Raw genomic sequence first — 21,890 nt, 5'->3', positions numbered from 1 at the left:
AGAAAGGGGATTACCTTAATGCATCGTTATTTACCAATGACAGAGCAAGATCGTCAAGAGATGTTAAAAGTAGTAGGTGTTTCATCAGTTGATGAATTATTTAGTGATATTCCTGAAAAAGTTCGTTTTAATGGCTTATTAAACATTAAAAAAGCAAAGTCTGAATCTGATTTATTAAAAGAATTATCTGAATTAGCTAACAAAAATGCCAATTTAAAAGAGTATGTATCTTTCTTAGGAGCGGGTGTGTATGATCATTACTTACCAACTGTTGTAGATCATGTCATTTCACGTTCAGAGTTCTATACAGCTTATACTCCTTATCAACCTGAGATTTCTCAAGGTGAGCTTCAAGCAATATTTGAATTCCAAACAATGATTTGTGAATTAACAGGTATGGATGTTGCAAACTCATCTATGTATGACGGTGGTACTTCTTTAGCAGAAGCAACTACTTTAGCAGCAGGTCATAATGGTAAAAAACGTATTTTAGTTTCAAAAGGCGTTCATCCACAATCACGTGAAGTTATCCTATCTTATGCAAAAGGGCAGCATTTAGAGGTTGTTGAAATTGGCATTAAAGATGGAAGAACTGATATCGAAGAATTAAAAAATGAAATGAATGAAAATGTAGCATGTGTTGTTGTTCAATATCCTAACTTCTATGGACAAGTAGAAGAATTAGCTGAAATCGAACCAATTGCACATACTGGTAAAAGTTTATTCGTTGTTTCAAGTAATCCATTAGCATTAGCAGCATTAACTCCTCCAGGTGAATTTGGAGCGGATATAGTTGCAGGCGATGCTCAAACATTTGGTATTCCAACTCAATTTGGCGGTCCTCACTGTGGATACTTTGCTACAACATCTAAATTAATGCGTAAAATGCCAGGACGTTTAGTTGGACAAACAGTTGATGGAGAAGGACGTCGCGGATTTGTATTAACTCTTCAAGCACGTGAACAACATATTCGTCGTGATAAAGCAACTTCAAATATTTGTTCTAACCAAGCATTAAATGCATTAGCAGCGTCTGTTGCAATGACAGCTCTTGGTAAAAATGGTGCTGTAGAAATGGCAATGCAAAATATTTCTCGTACTCAATATATGAAGAAAAAATTAATTGAAAACGGTATCTCAGTTGTATTCCAAGGTGCTGCATTCAACGAACTTGTAATTGATGTGAAACAAAATGTTTCTGAAATAAATAAGCAATTATTTACTAAGAAAATTATCGGTGGTTATGACTTAGCAAAAGTTGAACCTACTATGGAAAATCATATGTTAATCGCAATAACTGAATTACGTTCTAAACAACATATTGATACATTTGTAGAAGAATTAGCATTATTAGTAAACGGAAAGGGGATTCAACATGCTGAAGGATCAACCGTTAGTTTTTGAGATTAGTAAAGAAGGTCGTATTGCATATAGTCTTCCTACAATGGATGTAGAAGAAATCGATATTAATGAAGTTATTCCAAGTACTTATATTCGTAAAGAAAAAGCGGATTTACCAGAGGTTTCTGAGTTAGATTTAATGCGTCATTATACTGCATTATCTAAACGTAATCATGGTTTAGATTCAGGGTTCTACCCACTTGGATCTTGTACAATGAAATACAATCCAAAAATTAATGAAGCTGTTGCACGTATGGCTGGTTTTGCACATGTTCATCCACTACAAGATGAGTATTCTGTACAAGGTGCATTAGAATTAATGCATGAGCTTCAACAAGAATTGAAAGAAATTACTGGAATGGATGAAGTAACATTACAACCAGCTGCAGGCGCGCATGGTGAGTGGACTGGATTAATGATTATCCGTGCTTATCACGAAAGCCGCGGTGACTTCAACCGTACTAAAGTAATTGTACCTGACTCTGCTCATGGTACAAACCCAGCATCTGCAACTGTTGCAGGTTTTGAAACTATTACAGTTAAATCAAATGAAAAAGGCTTAGTTGACTTAGATGATTTACGTCGTGTTGTTGATGAAAACGTTGCAGCATTAATGCTTACGAATCCAAATACATTAGGTCTATTTGAAGAGGATATTTATGAAATTGCTGAAATCATCCATGCTGCAGGCGGAAAAGTTTATTATGACGGAGCTAACTTAAATGCTGTATTAAGTAAAGCACGCCCTGGAGATATGGGATTTGATGTAGTGCATTTAAATCTTCATAAAACATTCACTGGTCCACACGGTGGTGGTGGCCCTGGTTCTGGTCCTGTTGGAGTTAAAGCAGATTTAATTCCATATTTACCAGCACCAATCGTTGAAAAAGTAGGAGAAGAATATGTTTTAAATTTCGATCGTCCAGAGTCAATCGGTCGTGTAAAACCTTTCTTTGGAAACTTTGGAATTAATGTTCGTGCATATACTTATATTCGCTCAATGGGTCCAGAAGGATTAAAACAAGTAACAGAAGATGCAGTTTTAAATGCTAACTATATGATGCGTCGTTTAGAACCATATTTTGACCTACCATTCGATCGTCATTGTAAACATGAGTTCGTATTAAGTGGAAAACGTCAAAAGAAATTAGGTGTTCGTACTTTAGATATCGCTAAACGCCTATTAGACTTTGGTTACCACCCACCAACAATTTACTTCCCATTAAACGTGGAAGAATGTATCATGATTGAACCAACTGAAACTGAATCAAAAGAAACATTGGATTCATTTGTTGATACAATGATTACAATTGCTAAAGAAGCAGAAGAAAATCCAGAAATCGTACAAGAGGCTCCACATACAACTGTTGTAAGTCGACTTGACGAAACTTTAGCAGCTCGTAAACCTGTATTACGTTATATTAAAGCATAATTCAAAAAGTTCCCTCATTAGGAGGGAACTTTTTTTTGCCGAATTTCTGATTATGTAGATTCTTAACCGTTTGATACACGTGCTTTTATATCTTCTATAAACTATTTAATTCGTTTAATTCGACCATCAAATGCTTGGACCTCGGGTATTAAAAACCATCTTGGTTAAAGCTTCAATTGTATGTTCATTCTGTAGAAATAAGGTAATCGTGGGGACATTTTCAATCGCTCAGGCAAGAACGAATCGTTTAAATTTGGACGATAGTTGCTTCAAGTATAAAAATAAGAAAGCTCACTATATTTGCTAAAATAAGAGGCTTTTTTATGATTATCACTATTTATTTTTCGTTTATTGTTTATTTAATAAATAGTTTTAAAATTATTATTAATTGGATTTTTATACAATACATAAATAGTGGAATAGTAATTCAAGACAAAAATGTAACAGGAGGGGTTAAAGATCATAAAGATTTCAATCACTATCAATAGTTCTTTATTCCATAATCTACATTTAATTTTTTAATTACATAACCTACATACTTCTTAAAAGAATCTATCATTTGTTATTGTCATTCTTTCACCGGAATGAATAAATACCCACAGCTACGTCAAATTCTTTTTGTAACATACTAAATTTTCCCAAAAAACTTATTAAATGGTGTTGATTTTTTCTCATATAAGGAGGATAATTGTAACATTATTTTTAACTGAAAATTAACTATATTAGGGGTAATCAAAATGAAAATCGTAAAATTTGGTGGGTCTTCATTAGCCACTTCTGAACAAATTGAAAAAGTATTTCAGATTGTTACATCAGATGTTGAACGTAAAATTATCGTTGTATCTGCACCAGGCAAAAGATTTCCAGATGATCTTAAAGTTACCGATTTACTAATTAGTTGCGCACAACTTGCTCTAATGGGTAAGGATTATTCAAAGGAATTCAATCAAATAATCCAAAGGTATTCTGAAATTGCAATTGGATTAGGTTTACCAGCGGATATTATGAATGAAATTTCACTCCGTATCGAACTTGCGATCAGTAATAAAAAGGATCATCCTGCAAGATATATGGATGCAGTTATGGCATGTGGGGAAGATAATTGTGCTAGATTAGTAGCGTCATATTTTCAGTTAAAAGAACTTGAGGCAAGTTATATTAATCCAAAAGAAGCAGGTTTATTTGTTACAAATGAACCAGGGCATGCTCAAGTTTTAGCGAAAAGCTATGAGAATTTATTTGAATTGAGAAAAAAATCGGGCATTCTTATTTTCCCAGGTTTTTTTGGATATTCAGAGGATGGACATATCGTTACATTTTCTCGCAGTGGTTCAGATATAACTGGTTCTGTTGTTGCTAATGGGGTTAAAGCTACTTTATATGAAAACTTTACTGATGTCGATGCAGTTTTTTCTGTAAATCCTGCGATTATTCATAATCCAAAGGAAATAAAAGAATTAACCTATCGAGAAATGAGGGAGTTATCTTATGCAGGTTTTAACGTATTTCACGATGAAGCATTGATACCTGCTTTTCAAGCTGGAATTCCAGTAAACATTAAAAATACGAATAATCCAACTGCTCCTGGGACACGAATTGTAAAGGAACGTACGTTATCAAACGGTCCTTTAATTGGTGTCGCGAGTGATAATGGATTTTGTAGTATTTATATAAGCAAGTATTTAATGAACAGAGAAATAGGTTTTGGGCGTAAATTATTGCAAATACTTGAGGATTATCGAATTTCATATGAGCATCAGCCAAGTGGAATCGATGATATTTCAATTATTATTCGCCAAAACCAATTACCAGTTGAATTGGAATGTCAAATTATTAAACGGATCCAAGATGAATTAAATGCAGACCATGTGGTCGTTGAAAGAGACCTTGCCTTAATCATGTTAGTAGGTGAGGGGATGCGACATAATGTTGGTACTACAGCAAGAGCGAGTAAAGCGTTAGCAAATGCAGGAATTAATATCGAAATGATAAACCAAGGTTCTTCAGAAGTAAGTATGATGTTTGGCGTAAAATCATTTGATGAGAAAAAAGCAGTCCAAGTTATTTATGAAGAATTCTTCTCGAAAAGTGTCATCTAACTAATTTATTAAAATATAGATGAAAAGAATAATTATTTAACGTAATTCCAGAAGATGGAATACATAAGGAGTATATGAATATGACAGAAAAAGAAATACAGTTACTTCAGTGTATTGAACAAAATGGACGCTTAAGTAATGACGTACTAGCAAAAATGATTGGAGTTACTGAAGAAGAGGTAGCCAATCTATTAACAAAATTTGAAAACGATCGTGTTATTCTTCAATACATTACCTTAATTGATTGGGGGAAAGTGCCAGTTCAAGAGAGTATAACTGCTATGATTGATGTAAAAGTAGCTCCAAAACGAGGTGTAGGGTTTGATGAGATTGCTGAAAAAATCTATTTATACCCGGAAGTTAAATCAGTTTATTTAATGTCAGGAACATATGACCTATCAGTTGTAGTTGAAGGAAAAACAATGACTTCAATTGCTTCATTTGTATCCCAAAAACTATCAACTTTAGAATCTATATTATCAACGACTACCCATTTTATCTTAAAACGTTATAAACATGATAGTATCGTATATGGACAAAAACAAAGTGATAAGCGTATGGTGATCACGCCATGAGTAAATTTAATTTATCAAATACAGTAACTACACTACAACCATCAGGGATTCGAAAGTTTTTTGATTTAGCGGCTAGTATGGATAATGTCATTTCACTTGGGGTAGGTGAACCTGATTTTGTTACGCCTTGGAATGTGAGAGAAGCAAGTATTTATTCGTTAGAGACAGGACATACGGCATACACTTCAAATGCTGGACTGTTAGAATTACGTCAGGAAGTAAGTCGTTATTTTGCTAAGAAGTTTGATGTGCATTATAGTCCAGAAGATGAATTAATTATAACGGTAGGGGCAAGTCAAGGGATTGATATAGCGTTAAGAACAATTTTAAATCCTGGAGACGAAGTAATTGTAATCGATCCATGCTTTGTGTCATATGCACCTTTAGTATCACTTGCAGGCGGTGTTCCAGTTCATTTAGCAACAGCAGGAGAAGAAGAGTTTAAAATAAATCTTCAAGCGTTGAAAAAGAAACTTACACAAAAAACTAAGGCAATCTTACTTTGTAATCCTAATAATCCGACTGGTACTTTACTGGAGAAAGAATTATTAGAGGATTTAGCCGTATTTGTTAAAAAACATAATTTAATTGTCATTTCTGATGAAATTTATGCTGAACTTGTTTATGATGGCGAATATACAAGCTTTGCAAATATCGATGGAATGAGAGACCATACAATTTTAATTTCTGGATTTTCTAAGACATTTGCAATGACAGGTTGGAGACTTGGTATCGTTGCAGCACCTTCGGACATTATTTCTCATATGCTCAAAGTTCACCAATATGCAATTATGTGTGCACCGACTATGTCACAGCATGCTGCAGTTGAAGCACTTCGAAATGGGGATCATGATGTAGAAGAAATGAGACGCAGTTATATGCAGCGTCGAAATTTTTTAGTGCAATCTCTTCATGAAATTGGATTATCATGTCATCTTCCTGGTGGAGCTTTTTATGTATTCCCTTCAATACAGAATACTGGCTTAACATCAGAGGAGTTCGCTGAACAATTATTATTAAAAGAGAGAGTAGCGGTCGTCCCGGGAAATGTTTTTGGCGATTGTGGAGAAGGGTATATTCGATGTTCATATGCAACTTCATTAAATCAATTAATTGAAGCTACAAAAAGGATTAATCGATTTTTACAGACTCTTCCAACATACGAACCAACAAATTTTATTAAAGCTGAAAGTAAATAAACTAAAAATTAAGCTCTTGTTTTCCATTAGAGGAAACAAGAGCTTTTATCTTATTGCAGTTAATAATTCTTTTGTTTTAGCGTCAATTATTCTTTCAATAAAAATTGAGGAAATTAAGTGATCATACCCTAAGGTTTCACATAATATCCAGTTATTTTGCACTTCTAGAGGCAGCTTTTTTATCTTATCTCTTAATTCATTCATAAGAGTTCCTGAAAAAAATAAATACGGAATGATAATTACTTTTTGATTTTTTTCAGTCAATAGTTGATCCCAAGCTTCGTGAATCGATGGCTTTGATACTGCCATAAAAGCGGGGAGAACAGGGTGCTTTAAATTTGCTTCAAGAAGTTTAACGATTGAATTGAAATCATCGATTGTTAATGGATCACTACTTCCTCGTCCAACTAGTAGTATTTTAGCTGGCTTTAATATATGCTTAACTTTTTCATTAATTCGCTTTTGGATTAATTCGATCATATTTTTGTGAATACCGATTGGATTGGCTATTTTTATATTTATGTGTGGGTATTTCATTTGAAAATTGGTTACTTCAAGAGGAATATCCACTTTTGCATGATTTGCAGAAAGGAGTAAAACCGGCAATACTGTTACCGATTTTGCTCCTTTACGCAAACAATTCTCTAATCCTACTGAAATTGATGGTTCACAAAGTTCAATAAAACTAATCTCTTGAATTGGGCAATCGATTTGTTTTTGTACTTTTTTAACAAACTGTATGGCTGAATGGACAGCCGATTTTACACGGCTTCCATGACATACATATAAGATTGCATCCATTCTAAAGCACCTCATTCCATTTTAAGGGAGAATTTAAAGACTTGAATAATTAATTTTTTTAGGTTCAGTGATCGCGTTATAGTTCGTTTCAAACCATTGTAATTGATGGTGTAATTTAACTACTTCTCCTACGATAATCATACTAGGATTGGTTATTTTTTCTTTTTCTACGTCTGATATGACATTTTTTAGTGTACTAATGACAGTTCGCTGCTGATTTGTCGTACCAAAATGAATTAGAGCAACTGGAGTATCTTGATGTTTTCCATTAGAAATTAGTTGATGACGAATATAAGGCAAATTATTAACTCCCATATAAATTGCTAGTGTGTCGATGCCTTTTGCTAAAGAGGACCATTTAACTGTATCCTCTTCTTTGCAATGACCTGTTACAAAAGCAAAAGAACTACTATAATCACGATGGGTGACAGGGATACCAGCATAAGCTGGAGCTGCTATACCTGATGTAATGCCAGGAACGATTTCAAAGGAGATACCACGTTCTACAAGATAGGTTGCTTCTTCACCACCACGACCAAAAATGAAAGGATCTCCACCTTTTAATCGAACTACGTTTTTTCCTTTTTTTGCATATTTGACTAAGAAAGCATTTATTGTTTCTTGTTTTAATGCATGGTAGTTTGGGAGTTTACCAGCGTATATTAACTCGACGGATTCTTTTGCATACTCTAGTAATTCCTTATTTACTAGTCGGTCATATATAATGACATCTGCATTTTGAATGCACTTTAGACCTTTTACTGTAATTAAATCAACATCTCCTGGTCCAGCACCAACTAAATAAACTTTTCCAATCATTCCTCACACCTCATCATCATCGATTACTTAAAACTTCTAAATCTAAAACAAATCCACCACTTTGACTAACTTTCTTTTTTTCATACATTAATAGTTCTTTTACGTCCGGTTTTTTTACATAAAATTTTTCAAGTTCTGTATCAACTAGTTTGAATGCTTTTTCATCATCGCTTGCTAAAATAACAATAGGAACGACACGGCTTTCTATTAGTGCTTCAAATCGATATAAAAACATATGTCACCGACTTTCTTTAAGATGCATTGACAGTTTCAAGAATGGAAGTTAAATAGGTTTGTAATTCTTCAATTCCAACTCTTGAGACATAATCTAAAAAGGTTTCTGAAGGTAGTTTATTTTCGCTAAAATGCTGTAAGAATTTTTCTAGAACTAAGTGAAGGGCAGGGGATTCAACTTTCCCTTTTAATTTTTTATTTAATTTACCACCGTTGGCTAATGTTCCGCCTACATAGATCTCAAAAGCTTCTACTAATTCTTTTTTCTCATTACGAGCCTTAATTCCTTGTAGTCCTATATCAGCGATCGCTCTTTGACCACAAGAGTTCGGGCAACCAACCATATGAATTCTAACAGGTACATCTAATGTAATTTTTTCATCTAAATAAGAAGCGGTATCTTTCATACGAGCTTTCGTTTCGACTAAAGCTAAATTGCAATATTCGTTTCCTGTACAAGCAACAGAATAACCAATAAATTTTGGCGGTGTTGGAGTGAATTTCTCGAGTATTGGTTCTTTCAATAATTCATCAAGTTTTTCTGTTGGAATATTTGGCAAAATTAAATTTTGTGAATTACAATTACGTATTTCACCATTACCGTATTTTTTAACGATTCTAGCTAACTCAAAAACTTCCTTAGAATGCAATCTTCCAACAGGTATGCTTAATCCAACATAATTTAGTCCTTCTTGTTTTTGTGGATGAACGCCATAAAAATACCCTGCGTTCCATGACTCCTCAAAGCCTTTTCCTTTTGTTAATAGCTTTCCTGTATATCCTTCTAGAACTTCTTTAAACTTTTCAACGCCCCAATCAGCGACTAAAAACTTTAAACGAGAGTGATGGCGTTTTTCACGGTAACCATAATCTCTAAAGATTGTTGTAACGGCGATTGCAACTTCTTTCACTTGATGTGGCAATAAGAATACATCAAGTTCTTGAGCTAAATGCGGAGCAGATGATAGCCCACCACCAACTTTTAAATGAAAACCAGCAGTTTCTTTGCCGTTAATTTCTTTTATAGCCGGAATAAATGAAATACAGTTAATTTCTGCATTTGATGCATTATTTTTATTTGTACTGATCGACATTTTATATTTTCTAGGTAGATTAGAGAATTCTTCATTAAACTGAAAGAATTCATAAACTTCCTTCACAATAGGTGAAGTATCAAATAATTCATTCGGATCGATTCCTGCAAGTGGATTTCCAACGATATTACGCGTAATATCACCACATGCACCAGCACTAGATAGACCAACTTTTTCTAAACGAGAGAAAATATCTGGTATTTGATCAATTGTTAACCAATGAAATTGGATTGCTTGCCTAGTTGTAATATCATATACATCTCGACCATAATCACGAGCGATTTCTGCTAATGTTATAAGCTGTTCATGAGTTAAAATGCCAGACGGAACATTAACTCGCATCATGAAATATCCGGCTTCTTTGGGCTTTTGTAAATAGCATCCTGCCCACTTAAACAAATCCCATTGATCTTTTGGAATGGATTCAAACCCATTTTCAGCATAGTAAGGGATGTCATCATAAATTTTAAGCCCATCCTTAACGAGCTTCTTTTTTTCAGTTTCATTTAGTTTAAGATTGTCTTTCCATATTTTTTCATATGCCATCTTATTATCACCTTACCCAATATAATTTTTACTCTTTAAAAATTGAAGTATCGTTTCAACACATTCTTGTACAGATTGAAGATCAGTTTTTAATGTAATTTCTGGATTTAATGGTGCCTCATACGGAGAGCTGATACCGGTAAAGTTTTGAATTTCACCATTTTTTGCTTTTTTATAAAGTCCTTTCGGGTCTCTACTCTCACAAGTTTCAACGGAACATTCTACGTAAACTTCAATAAACTCACCTTGTTCGACTAATGAACGAACTAGATTTCGATCAGCAATAAAGGGAGAGATAAAAGCCGTTAAGACAATTTGTCCGTTATCAACAAATAGTTTCGCTACTTCACCAATTCGTCTTATATTTTCAGTTCTGTCATAATCAGTGAATCCTAGATCTTTGTTTAAGCCGTGACGAATATTATCACCATCTAAAACGTATTGTTGAACATTAAGATGGTATAAAGCTTTTGCAACCTCGTTAGCAATCGTTGATTTACCTGAAGCAGATAAACCAGTAAACCATAAAATACAGCTGTGGTGATTGTTTTTTTGGCGACGGTCTTCTTTTGAAATACTAGCCTGATGCCAAACGATATTTTTAGACATTTAACTTTTCTCCTATTCTACAGAAATTGATTCAGGTTCTTTTAAACCTTCAATTAGTACCTCAACTACTTCTTTTCTACTAAAGGCAGAAGGTGGAAGTTCACCTTTTTTAAGCATTTCACGAACCTTTGTACCGGATAATGTTACGTGATGCTCACTATCGTGCGGACATGTTTTAGTAGATGCCATATTTTCGCACTTTGAGCAATAGAAACTATTTTCAAAGAATAAAAGAGAAATTCCTAATTCATCTTGTGAAAAATTTTGGAAGATTCTTTGTGCGTCATAAGTTCCGTAGTAATTGCCAACTCCAGCATGATCACGACCAACAATAAAATGGGTGCAGCCGTAATTTTTTCTAACAATTGAATGAAATACAGCTTCTCTTGGTCCTGCATATCGCATTGCTGCAGGGAATACAGCTAAAAATACACGATCAGTAGGATAATAGTTTTGGAGTAATACTTTATAGCTTTTCATTCGGACTTCTGCAGGGATATCGTCTGATTTTGTCTCTCCAACTAATGGATTTAAGAACAAACCATCCACAATTTCAAGTGCCGTTTTCTGAATATATTCATGGGCACGATGTACTGGATTACGAGTTTGAAACCCAACTATTTTCTTCCAATTTAATGATGCAAATTTTTCTCTCGTTTCTTTTGGATTTAAATAATGTTCAGTGAATTTAGTCCGGTTAATTTGTTTAATAACCGTTACTTCGCCACCTAAATAAACATCACCACGGGAATACATTTTTGCTACGCCAGGGTGGTTTGTGTCAGTTGTACCATAAACAAACTGTGCTTCAATTAACTTGTTAGGTGTATAAATATCATCAATCTTTAACAAACCATACACATTATTTTCCCAAGTTAGTTTAACTAGTTCACCTAGTTTAAGATTACTTGCTATTTGTCCACTAACAGGAAGTGTAATTGGAATACTCCATACAGTTCCGTTTTTTAATCTCATAGTACTTACGACTTGCTCATAATCATCTTTTCCTAAAAAACCAGTAAGGGGACTATAGGCTCCATTTCCAATTAACTCAAGATCACTTAATGCAATTAAATCTAAAGGAATTTCCTTCAAATCCTCTTTAATAGTAATTTCTGGATTAAATCGATTAATTAAGACTCCTCCATGCGGTGGTAAACTCATTTCTAAACACTCCTTAAATTTTCATATTTTACTAGTTAGTAAGAATAAATTTTTATTTTTGGGCATCTAATATAGACAACTAATCATGTAATCCACATTCAGTTTTTTGTGACCCAGACCAACGACCAGAACGACTATCTGAAGAATTTGATGCAGGTAATGTGCATACCTCACACCCAATACTTGGATAGCCTATATCGTGTAAAGGATTGTATGGGAGGTTTTTGTAATATACATATCGCCAAACTTCTTTCCAAGTCCAATGGATTAAGGGACAAACTTTTATTAGGTTGAACTTATGATCTAGATTAAGAAATTCTGTTTTTTGCCTTGTGGGAGATTGTTCTCTTCTTAAGCCTGATACCCAAGCATTTGCACCTTTTAGCGCTTCTTGAAGAGGTAAGATTTTGCGAAGATGACAGCACTTATTTGGCTCACGCTTCCATAACTCATCACCATGCATACTTGCTTGCTCTTCTAGAGTCAGGCTTGGTGTTTTCTTTTCTATTTGTAAGCTTGGATATTTAGCTTGCACACGGTCTATTAATTCATATGTTTCCTTGAAGTGTAGACCGGTCTCTAGGAAAACAACCTTTGCATCAGGTTTCACTTTTGAAATTAAATCAATTAATAAGATTCCCTCAACTCCAAAGCTACAAGCATAAACTAGCTCATCACCATAGGTTTTGTAAGCCCACTCGAGTACTTCAAGTGCACCTTTTGTTTCATTTTCAATCGAAAAGTCAGGAATACTCTTTTCGTTCCAATTTTCAAATCTCATTTTCTTTTCCTCCAATTGACTAAAGAAGCCAAGTTATCCTAAAAAGAAAAGGCAGCTCAAAGCTACATGTTTATATGTAGACTTTGAGCTGCCTCTAGTTTTTCTAGTCAGCAGGAACCTTATTTACTTTAATCGTATTTTTTCTTGTTTTTCTACTTGAATAATTCTCCCATCTTGAACGACTAATGTGATTGTTCCGAATCTTAAACCATTTAGTAACGATTCCACGACTTCAATGATGGGTGATAAGTCGTTGGTTTGGCTCATGACCTTCCTCCTAGAATTTAATTACAACTAAGTCTATCAGAATTATATGGATTGTCAATTTCAAAAATGATAATTTATGAAAAATTTTTTTATTTTCATAATTTTGTATTATGTGATGAAATTTTCCCAAATTTATGTAAAATATTAACTAGTAATTAGAAGTAAAAAAAGATTATGATAAATAATTAATTGAACTAATTATAATTATAAAAAGTCTGTTTAGGATTTTAGTATTTAACAAAAATTATTTTGTTCTTAATAAGCTATTAATGAATATACAAATAGTTAAGAAATATAATAATGGAATAACAATTCGTAACACCTAAAAGGAGGTTCTCTTTGACGATACTTCATAACGAACCATTAATTTCAGCTGTTATTGCGTGGTTTATTGCGCAGTTTTTAAAAGTCATTATCCATTTATTTAAAGAAAAAGAATTTGATATAGCTAAGTTTTTTGCTTCTGGTGGTATGCCAAGTTCACATTCCTCAACAGTGACTGGATTAGCGTTAAGTGTTGGATTAACAGAAGGATTTGGAGATGTTACTTTCGCAATTTCAGCTATTTTTGCTACGATTATCATGTATGATGCTTCAGGTGTAAGGTTAGCAGTAAGTAAACATGCAAAGTTATTAAATGATTTTTTTCATGGAAGAATTAAAAATTATAAAGCATTAAATGAACTTGTCGGTCATACTTCATATGAGGTTGTTGTTGGAGCATTAATCGGAATCATCATTGCAATCATCGTTTCAAAATTTTAACGCTATAATATAAATCAATTGATTTATATTATAAGCGTTTTTTTTTACACATTAAGAAAAGAAAAATTGGCATCGAGGTTAATGCGACAAGTTGGCTGCTTTATTGTTTACCACTTGGATTTAGTCTAATTTAATAAATTTTCTGACTCAAAATATAAATCAATAGGCGAATTTACATCAGTTTGATAAGATATTGGTAGGATATGTATATAAGGAGTGGAAAAATGAAAAGTACAGTAAGTGAAAATAGTGCGTGGAAAAAGGTGGGGCGATCGATTTATCAATTCCGATATTTTGTTATTGCAATTTTAGCTGTATTTTCAATCGTTTTAGGGATTTATTCGAAGCATTTACCTAGTATTTTAGATGGAGATGGTTTTAGGACACCTGGTGAATATGAAAAAGCAAAGAATGTACTTGAAAAGGAATTCGAGCAATCTCCAGACTCACTCATCATTTTAATTGAGCGAAAAAAGGGTGCTTCTACGGCCGAATTCCAATCTGATATTGAACGGATTGTGAAGGAAGTTCAAAAGGAAAAGAATATAAAACAATTTCATCACCCTCTTATGAATCCAGGGATGAAAAAAGATAATATAGCTTACTTATCCCTTTTATTTAATGAGAAAGATCACGATAAGTTAGTTGATTTAAACAATAAATTTGCTAAAAAAGTAGAATCTTATTCAGATGATACAGTAAAGATAGGAACAACTGGTTTTACAATCATTAGTGATGTAATGAATAAAACTAGCCAAGAAGACTTGAAGAAAGCTGAAATGATAGGTGTACCGATTGCGTTTATCGTCTTATTTTTTGCATTTGGAAGCTTAGTTGCATCTGCTATCCCGATAATAATTGGGATAATTAGTATTTTAAGTACATTTGGAATTTTATACTTCATAGGTAAGCATGTCGATTTATCAATCTTTGTCTTAAATGTTGCACCGATGATTGGATTAGCATTATCAATCGATTTTGCCTTATTATTCGTCAGCCGTTATAAAACTGAATTACAGAATCATTCAACAGTGAAAGAAGCAATTAGTGTAACGTTTGCAACTGCAGGTAGAGCGATTATTTTTTCTGGTATTTGTGTATTTATTGGATTATCAGCTTTGTACTTCATCAATATTGATTTATTTAGAAGTGTCGCTATAAGTGGTGCTGTTGTTGTATTAGTTAGTTTATTTTTATCATTAACTCTTTTACCAGCAGTACTTTCAGCTCTTGGAAAAAATATTAATAAAGGTACGTTAAAATCGATTGCGAATCGAAGCCAAAACCAACAACAAGTAGTTTGGAGAAAATTTGCAAATTTCGTTATGAAAAGACCAATCATTATGGCACTAACATCATTAATCATTTTAGGTCTTTTCGTCATTCCAATTAGGGATGTACATCTAAATATCCCTACAATTGATGCATTACCAAAGGATGCACCGTCGAGAATTAATTATGAAAAATATCAAAAAGCTTTTCTTCCGGAAGCACAAAAACATGGATCAGTCTCGATTGTATTAGAATCCGATAGTGATTTTTTAAAACAAAAAAACGTAAACGCATTAGATAAGATACAGAAGAAGCTTGAAAATGATAAAAATGTATATGAAGTTAAAAGTGTGTTGAATGCAGTTAATTTAAATGCCCATCAATTATTACCTGCTTTAAAGTCTCCTAACGCATCAAAAATTGAGCCAGCAATTGATGCCTATATTAAAAAGAATAAAACTTATATTCAAGTATTCTTTAATTCTGATCCTAAATCAGAAAAAGGGAAGCAATGGGTAAGAGATTTTGAAGATCAATATAATGGGAAAATTGAAGGACTTAATTATACTGTCGGTGGTCAAGTGAAATTTGAACAAGAATTATTTGATGAAATTACAGATAATATTGTATACGGCTTACTAGTGATTATGGTTAGTACTTTTATCATATTAATGATTGCGTTTAGGTCCATTATCATTCCAATCAAAGCGATCTTGATGAATGTATTATCTTTAAGTGCAACGTTTGGAATCATTACTTGGTTATTCCAAGGTGGTAATTTTGGTTTACCTCAATCTGATATTATGTTGATTTTGCCAGTGTTTGTTTTTGGATTAGTTTTCGGATTAAGTATGGACTATGAAGTATTTCTAATGTCGAGAATGCAAGAACTATATTATGAATCGGGAGATAATACTTATTCAACAAGAGAAGGGTTAGTATCGACGAGCCGTATTATTACATCAGCGGCATCTATTATGATTGTTATTACAGGAGCATTTGCTTTTACGGATATGGTACCTGTTAAACAGATGGGAATCGGTATTGCTATTGCCATTTTCTTGGATGCTACAATCGTTCGATTAGTTTTAGTTCCTAGCTTAATGCAGTTATTTGGAAAATGGAATTGGTGGTTTCCATTTGCAAAAAATAAAACCGAACAACCATCCAAACGAGTTGGATAAATCGATTAAAGGGAAACTGCTATTCATTTTATAATTGAATAGCAGTTTTTTAATTTTAGTAATCTTACATGGTCTGTGTAAAAATTCCCAATTTTTCGAAACTATAGAAAATACATGGTCAAATTTGGTAAACTAAAAAATGAAAGAGGGGGAGAAGGAATCATGTTAAAAAGAACGATTAGAGCAATGTTAATAAGCTGTCTTGTATTAACAATTAGTTTATTAACAGCATGTGGTAACAATGATGAAAAATCTGCAAATGGTAAAAAACATGGGAAATTACCAATCGCAACAATAAAGGTAAAGGATTATGGTGTTATTAAAGCTGAATTATATCCTAATATTGCACCAAATACAGTAGATAATTTTATTTCACTGGCAAACAAAGGATTTTATAATGGCTTAACATTCCATCGTGTTGTTAGAGACTTCGTCATTCAAGGTGGAGACCCTGAGGGAACTGGTGGCGGCGGTCCAGGCTATGCAATTGATGGAGAATTTACATCAAACGGCTTTAAAAATAACTTAAAACATACAACAGGTGTATTATCTATGGCGCGAACTGGTGATCCAAATAGTGCAGGAAGCCAATTTTTCATAATGGCAAACGATATACCTGATCTTGATGGGCAATATGCATCATTTGGAAAAGTGACAGAAGGAATCGATATTGTTAAGAAAATTGACGCAGTTGAAGTGGACTCAATGGAAAAACCTGTTACACCAGTAATTATCGAGTCCATAAAGGTAGATACAAAAGGCGAGAAATACGCTAAACCAAAAACTCATAAAGAATAAAATCGTCCCTTGAGCTTTTGTTTTAATGACTTATACATAAAATTAAAAAAACTACTTCGTGAAAATGAAGTAGTTTTTTCATTTAAATGTGGATTATAAACCTTTTTTTATTTTACCAGACCAAAGTTTGTAGCCGCCTTTAAGTTGGTAAAGTTCTGTTACACCTTGTTTACGTAAAATACGTGCAGCTTGTCCAGGACGAACGCCCATTTGATCATATAAATAGACTGCCTGATCTTTACGAATTTCTTTTGAACGCGTTTTTAATTGTGCGAACGGAATATTACGAGCACCTAATATATGGCCGTTCTTAAAATCTTCTTGATCACGTAAGTCAATTAGCTGAGCTTTACGGTAGCCAGCACGAAATTCTTCCTCAGTTAACGTTTTAATTAAACGTTTTTGGTAGAAATACATAACGGTAGAGTATACAATGATACCTAGAACGACAAAAATTATTGGTAAAAACTGACTCAAATTTTTCAACACCTTTCAATTACCTACTTATCTTATTATAATTCTCTAGTAGGATTGTGCAAGAAACTTTCATTAAAAAAGTAAAAATTTAATCGAAAAATGAGGAGATTTGCAACATGGCAAAGACAAAGTGGAATTTTATTAATAGTGGAGTAAAATCAGGTAGCTATAATATGGCTCTTGATGAATGCTTAATTAAGTGGCAAAGTGAAGAAGGTTTTCTTCCAACACTGCGTTTCTATGAATGGGAAAATCCAACTGTAACAATCGGATATTTCCAAAAAAACCAAGAAATAAGTTTAGAAGCATTAAAAAAATACAATGGTGATTTCGTAAGACGCCAAACTGGTGGTAGAAGCGTACTTCATCACGATGAATTAACTTATAGCGTAATTGTCCCAGAAAACTACCCTAATATGCCTGTATCCGTTACGGAAGCATACAGAGTGATCTCAATGGGAATTTTAGAAGGGTACAAGCTACTAGGTCTAGATGCTTCTTTTTCTATACCAAAAACGGCTGAAGAAAAAAATCAGCTAAAAAACCCAGCAAGTGCCGTTTGCTTTGATGCGCCATCATGGTATGAAGTTGTTGTAAATGATAAAAAAATTGCTGGAAGTGCTCAAACGAGACAAAAAGGCTCAATTCTTCAGCATGGTTCAATTCCTTTAAATATTGATGTTGATATGTTATATGACTTATATATTTTCTCTTCTGATGCAGTAAGAGAGAGAATGAAAAAACGTTTCTTAGATCGTGCAACATGGATTAATGCAGAAAGTACTACTCCAAAAACAATGGCTGACTTGTATGAAGCATTTGAAAAGGGCTTTGAAATTGGTTTAGACATCAAGTTAGTGCCTTATGAACTAACTGAGGCTCAAGAGAAGGAAGTACAGGAATTAGCTGCTGCTAAATATAGTACTGAAGAGTGGAATTTACGTAAGTAGTTATCGTTTTTATTGAAAGCCATTTTGGCTTTCATTTTTTTTGTATTGAGTGTGGGGGAGTATGTTCATTAAAGAAATTTCAGTGGTGCGAAAAGAGAGGATCGTGTGAAAGAAAATACCCACAACAAACGGTCTACAGTAGACAACAACAAAAAGTTTTGATGTCCTAAAGGTGTATCATTAGAGATCTTCCTACCATTTCCACTGTTTTAATTATGATCGAGGTTAATACTAATCAAAAAATGTGGAGAAGGAGTAGATTAGATGAAGCCTTTTTTACCAAAACTTGTCTATTTCGAGCCTCAAGCTTTAGAGTATCCGTTAGGTAAGGAATTGAAGGAAAAGTTTGAACAGATGGGTTTAGAAATAAGAGAAACGACATCACATAATCAAATTCGAAATTTACCTGGTGAAAATGATGTGGAAAAATACCGGATTGCGAAGTCAACTTTAGTAGTTGGGCTTCGTAAGACTTTAAAGTTTGAAACATCTAAACCTTCAGCGGAATACGCAATTCCTCTTGCTACAGGTTGTATGGGACATTGTCACTATTGCTACTTACAAACAACACTTGGTTCTAAGCCGTATATTCGGGTATATGTAAATTTAGAAGAGATTTTTGCACAAGCAATGAAGTATATAAAGGAACGTGAGCCTGAAATTACAAGGTTTGAGGCCGCATGTACTTCTGATATAGTTGGTATTGACTATTTAACGCATTCACTTAAGAAAACGATTGAATTTATTGGTGAAACAGAATACGGTCGTTTACGATTTGTAACAAAATTTCCACATGTAGATCATTTACTTGATGCAAAACATAATGGGAAAACTACATTTAGATTCAGTATAAATTCTAGGTATGTTATCAAAAACTTTGAACCCGGAACTGGGTCATTTGATGAGAGAATTGAAGCCGCGAAAAAAGTTGCTAATGCAGGATATCCTTTTGGCTTTATTGTTGCTCCTATCTATATGCATGAAGATTGGGAAGAGGGTTATGAGGAGCTTTTTATTCGTTTAAAGGATGCACTAGGTGAATTGGCAAACGAGAAGATGACATTTGAACTTATACAGCATCGTTTTACGAAGCCTGCCAAAAAGGTGATTTTAGAGAGGTATCCTAATACTAAACTTGAAATGGATGAAGAGAAAAGGAAATATAAATGGGGGAAATATGGAATTGGAAAATATGTATATCAAAAAGAAGAGGCTACTTCTATTGAAGAAATCATTTCAGGTTATATAAAAAAGTATTTTCCAAATGGAGAAATTCAATATTTTACATAATGAAGTGTATCTAATTTATAGGTACACTCTTATTATTTTCATCATACTCATATACAGTTAAAGGATTTATGATTCATTTAAAAAAGTTCATGTTAATTGCACTTTTGGTTTATGTGTTGTATCATTTTATTTGATGCTTATTGTTACGGAATAAAGTATGAATGAGTGTATTGGAGGAAGAACATGCCCACACCTAGTATGGAAGATTATATTGAACAAATTTACCTTTTAATTGAAGATAAAGGGTATGCTCGTGTATCTGATATTGCTGAAGCATTATCTGTACACCCATCGTCAGTAACCAAAATGGTGCAAAAACTAGATAAAGACGATTACTTAATTTATGAAAAATATAGAGGACTAATTCTGACGCAAAAAGGTAAAAAGATGGGGAAAAGACTTGTCTATCGCCATGTATTACTTGAGCAATTCTTGAGAATTATTGGTGTGGATGAAAACTTAATTTATCAAGATGTTGAAGGAATGGAACATCATATGAGTTGGGAAGCGATTGATCGAATTGGAGAACTAGTGCAGTTCTTTGAAGAAGATAAAAATCGAATCGAAGCATTAAAAGAAATTCAAAAGTCGAATGAAGCTCAATCTAATACAAATAATTAAAAAGACCGTGCTCAGTAGGAAGCACGGTCTTTCTTTTTGCCCTTTTCACCTTCAATTACAGTTAAGTGACTTGCATCCTTTGTTCGTTTTTTTAACAAAGGTGTGGAGGTACTTTTTCTTGAAGTGGGCTTTGATTTGTTAATCGATTTTTTAAACGGGCTAGATTTTTGAGTGTTATATTTTTTTATAGTTTGTTTTGCAGCCTTACGATAGGAGTCTTGATGGCTTCTTTGACTGTTTGATGATGAAAAAACTCTATAAATAAAATAAATAATTAAAAGAATTAATCCAATAAATAAAAATCGTTGTAATAATTTTGCTGGATCATGTATCAACTGAGCAATTAAGCCAAAAAGTGCTAATGCAATTATTCCATAAAAAATTGATGTGTACACTTTTTGATTCACTTTAAGCACCTCCTATGGTGAAGAGTAGATAATGTATTAGAAAAATATTGTTTCTTATAGTTTATTACATTTTATCCAATAAGTTGATATTTTTTATAAAATTCTGTCAATTAATTATTGTTATTTTTTTCCACTTCTAAAAGTCGGTTAAATGAAGCGATTGAAACTTCAACTTGATCATCAGATGGCTCTTTAGTTGTTAATAATTGAAGCCATAATCCAGGGTAGCCTACCCATCTTAATATAGGAATATTTCGAACTTTATTTGTTAATTGTAGAACTTCAAACGAAACACCTATAACGACTGGAATTAATAAAAGTCGATCGACAATTCTTAGCCAAAGTGGGCTTGTTGGAACTAAGAAGTATATGAACATACCAACAATTACAGTAAATAAGATAAAGCTACTTCCACAACGATAATGTAGTCGAGATTGTGATTGGACTCCTTCAACCGTTAAAGGAATGTTGTTTTCATATGCATTAATTACTTTATGCTCAGCACCGTGATACATAAACACTCTTTTAATAAATGGAGTCAATGAAACTAAATAAATATAAATTAATAATAAACCTAGTTTTATCATACTTTCGATTATGACTTGTTGAAAATCGGTTTCAAATATTGGTTTCAATGTTGCTGCAAGTAGAACTGGTACAAGTGTAAAAATAACTTTTCCAACTAAAAATGATAAAACAGCTAGTAATGAAAGTCCGAGATAAGTTGCAAGGGTACCTTTTTGTTTTTCACGCTCAATTGCAATTTGCTCATCATCATTTGGATCAATCCCGTATCTTTCAGTTGAGTAATTTAAATGCTTCGATCCATTAATACTTGCTTGTATAATCGCGACTACACCACGGACAAAAGGAATTTTCTTTAATTTTTGCATTGTCTGATTAATATGTATCGGTTCTTCATAATATTGAATTTCTTCGTTTGATCTGCGAATAGCAGAGACTGTATGTGTTTTGCCACCAAACATTACGCCCTCTACGATTGCTTGACCCCCATAAACTGCTTTATTTTTCTCTCTCATGTTGCACCAACCTAATCTTGTTTTTTATCTCTATTACTATCTATTGTAAATGTAAGCATAATAAT

General features: G+C 33.3%; 23 protein-coding genes. 12 read left to right on the top strand and 11 right to left on the bottom strand.

Annotation, left to right across the window (positions count from 1 at the left end):
* The first annotated feature begins 18 nt into the window (after positions 1-18).
* From gcvPA to ACSBO6_RS13985, 6 genes are all read left to right on the top strand, one after another.
* Positions 19-1,404: an aminomethyl-transferring glycine dehydrogenase subunit GcvPA gene (gcvPA, locus tag ACSBO6_RS14010; protein ID WP_498843523.1), complete on the top strand. Its 1,386-nt coding sequence runs from the start codon at positions 19-21 to the stop codon at positions 1,402-1,404.
* On the top strand, positions 1,376-2,833 hold the full coding sequence (gene gcvPB / locus ACSBO6_RS14005; RefSeq protein ID WP_098844895.1) for an aminomethyl-transferring glycine dehydrogenase subunit GcvPB: 1,458 nt from the start codon (positions 1,376-1,378) through the stop codon (positions 2,831-2,833). Before gcvPA ends, gcvPB begins: the two co-directional genes overlap by 29 nt.
* A 323-nt stretch (positions 2,834-3,156) precedes the next feature.
* The gene (locus tag ACSBO6_RS14000) at positions 3,157-3,321 is read left to right on the top strand and encodes a hypothetical protein (RefSeq protein ID WP_180232828.1); all 165 of its coding nucleotides are present in this window, start codon (positions 3,157-3,159) and stop codon (positions 3,319-3,321) included.
* A gap of 249 nt (positions 3,322-3,570) precedes the next feature.
* Positions 3,571-4,932 (top strand): aspartate kinase, encoded by a 1,362-nt coding sequence (locus ACSBO6_RS13995; RefSeq protein ID WP_098844894.1) that lies wholly within the window; start codon positions 3,571-3,573, stop codon positions 4,930-4,932.
* An 80-nt stretch (positions 4,933-5,012) separates the two neighbouring features.
* Complete coding sequence (locus tag ACSBO6_RS13990; protein WP_098844893.1) at positions 5,013-5,507, top strand: Lrp/AsnC family transcriptional regulator; 495 nt, start codon at positions 5,013-5,015, stop codon at positions 5,505-5,507.
* Positions 5,504-6,706 (top strand): aminotransferase, encoded by a 1,203-nt coding sequence (locus ACSBO6_RS13985; protein ID WP_498843522.1) that lies wholly within the window; start codon positions 5,504-5,506, stop codon positions 6,704-6,706. The genes ACSBO6_RS13990 and ACSBO6_RS13985 overlap by 4 nt, the downstream gene beginning before the upstream one ends.
* Positions 6,707-6,751: 45 nt before the next feature.
* Here the strand turns inward: ACSBO6_RS13985 and ACSBO6_RS13980 are convergent, their stop codons facing one another.
* The 8 genes from ACSBO6_RS13980 to ACSBO6_RS13945 all read right to left on the bottom strand — a co-directional run bounded on the left by ACSBO6_RS13980 (position 6,752) and on the right by ACSBO6_RS13945 (position 13,021).
* Positions 6,752-7,507 (bottom strand): sirohydrochlorin chelatase, encoded by a 756-nt coding sequence (locus ACSBO6_RS13980; protein WP_498843521.1) that lies wholly within the window; start codon positions 7,505-7,507, stop codon positions 6,752-6,754.
* Between the two features lie 33 nt (positions 7,508-7,540).
* A complete protein-coding gene (cobA, locus tag ACSBO6_RS13975; RefSeq protein ID WP_498843520.1) occupies positions 7,541-8,326 on the bottom strand; it encodes a uroporphyrinogen-III C-methyltransferase in 786 nt (261 codons plus the stop codon).
* Positions 8,327-8,342: 16 nt separating this feature from the next.
* Complete coding sequence (locus ACSBO6_RS13970; protein ID WP_098844890.1) at positions 8,343-8,561, bottom strand: DUF3906 family protein; 219 nt, start codon at positions 8,559-8,561, stop codon at positions 8,343-8,345.
* Positions 8,562-8,577: 16 nt separating this feature from the next.
* Entirely contained in the window at positions 8,578-10,200 is a 1,623-nt protein-coding gene (locus ACSBO6_RS13965) for a nitrite/sulfite reductase (RefSeq protein WP_498843519.1), read from the bottom strand.
* A gap of 12 nt (positions 10,201-10,212) precedes the next feature.
* Positions 10,213-10,809, bottom strand: coding sequence for an adenylyl-sulfate kinase (gene cysC, locus ACSBO6_RS13960; RefSeq protein WP_498843518.1), 597 nt, complete (start codon positions 10,807-10,809; stop codon positions 10,213-10,215).
* A 12-nt stretch (positions 10,810-10,821) separates the two neighbouring features.
* Positions 10,822-11,973: a sulfate adenylyltransferase gene (gene sat, locus ACSBO6_RS13955; protein WP_098844887.1), complete on the bottom strand. Its 1,152-nt coding sequence runs from the start codon at positions 11,971-11,973 to the stop codon at positions 10,822-10,824.
* Positions 11,974-12,052: 79 nt separating this feature from the next.
* A complete protein-coding gene (locus ACSBO6_RS13950) occupies positions 12,053-12,754 on the bottom strand; it encodes a phosphoadenylyl-sulfate reductase (RefSeq protein ID WP_098844886.1) in 702 nt (233 codons plus the stop codon).
* A 123-nt stretch (positions 12,755-12,877) separates the two neighbouring features.
* On the bottom strand, positions 12,878-13,021 hold the full coding sequence (locus ACSBO6_RS13945) for a YezD family protein (protein ID WP_098844885.1): 144 nt from the start codon (positions 13,019-13,021) through the stop codon (positions 12,878-12,880).
* Between the two features lie 339 nt (positions 13,022-13,360).
* Between ACSBO6_RS13945 and ACSBO6_RS13940 the strand changes: the two genes are divergently transcribed.
* The 3 genes from ACSBO6_RS13940 (at position 13,361) to ACSBO6_RS13930 (ending at position 17,040) form a co-directional block, all read left to right on the top strand.
* Positions 13,361-13,786: a divergent PAP2 family protein gene (locus ACSBO6_RS13940; protein ID WP_286138255.1), complete on the top strand. Its 426-nt coding sequence runs from the start codon at positions 13,361-13,363 to the stop codon at positions 13,784-13,786.
* 224 nt (positions 13,787-14,010) lie between these two features.
* Positions 14,011-16,242 (top strand): MMPL family transporter, encoded by a 2,232-nt coding sequence (locus tag ACSBO6_RS13935; RefSeq protein WP_498843517.1) that lies wholly within the window; start codon positions 14,011-14,013, stop codon positions 16,240-16,242.
* Positions 16,243-16,404: 162 nt separating this feature from the next.
* On the top strand, positions 16,405-17,040 hold the full coding sequence (locus ACSBO6_RS13930; RefSeq protein WP_098844883.1) for a peptidylprolyl isomerase: 636 nt from the start codon (positions 16,405-16,407) through the stop codon (positions 17,038-17,040).
* Positions 17,041-17,133: 93 nt separating this feature from the next.
* Here ACSBO6_RS13930 and ACSBO6_RS13925 read toward each other — a convergent pair whose 3' ends face one another.
* Positions 17,134-17,457, bottom strand: coding sequence for a rhodanese-like domain-containing protein (locus ACSBO6_RS13925; protein ID WP_084006937.1), 324 nt, complete (start codon positions 17,455-17,457; stop codon positions 17,134-17,136).
* A 176-nt stretch (positions 17,458-17,633) separates the two neighbouring features.
* Between ACSBO6_RS13925 and ACSBO6_RS13920 the strand changes: the two genes are divergently transcribed.
* From ACSBO6_RS13920 to mntR, 3 genes are all read left to right on the top strand, one after another.
* Positions 17,634-18,467, top strand: a complete 834-nt coding sequence (locus ACSBO6_RS13920; RefSeq protein ID WP_498843516.1) for a lipoate--protein ligase family protein — start codon at positions 17,634-17,636, stop codon at positions 18,465-18,467.
* Between the two features lie 264 nt (positions 18,468-18,731).
* Entirely contained in the window at positions 18,732-19,757 is a 1,026-nt protein-coding gene (gene splB / locus ACSBO6_RS13915) for a spore photoproduct lyase (RefSeq protein WP_498843515.1), read from the top strand.
* Positions 19,758-19,940: 183 nt separating this feature from the next.
* On the top strand, positions 19,941-20,378 hold the full coding sequence (gene mntR / locus ACSBO6_RS13910; RefSeq protein WP_098844880.1) for a transcriptional regulator MntR: 438 nt from the start codon (positions 19,941-19,943) through the stop codon (positions 20,376-20,378).
* An 11-nt stretch (positions 20,379-20,389) separates the two neighbouring features.
* On the opposite strand, the gene ACSBO6_RS13905 is transcribed toward mntR, so the two are convergent.
* Both ACSBO6_RS13905 and ACSBO6_RS13900 read right to left on the bottom strand, forming a co-directional pair.
* Positions 20,390-20,785 (bottom strand): SA1362 family protein, encoded by a 396-nt coding sequence (locus tag ACSBO6_RS13905; RefSeq protein WP_098844879.1) that lies wholly within the window; start codon positions 20,783-20,785, stop codon positions 20,390-20,392.
* A 110-nt stretch (positions 20,786-20,895) separates the two neighbouring features.
* Positions 20,896-21,825, bottom strand: a complete 930-nt coding sequence (locus ACSBO6_RS13900; protein WP_098844878.1) for a DUF1385 domain-containing protein — start codon at positions 21,823-21,825, stop codon at positions 20,896-20,898.
* Between the last annotated feature and the right edge of the window lie 65 nt (positions 21,826-21,890).

The sequence above is a fragment of the Bacillus sp. AL-1R genome (assembly GCF_052180195.1).
GTDB lineage: Bacteria > Bacillota > Bacilli > Bacillales > Bacillaceae_G > Gottfriedia.
Note: the sequence above shows the minus strand (reverse complement) of the source record. Positions and strands in the feature narration are given on the sequence as shown.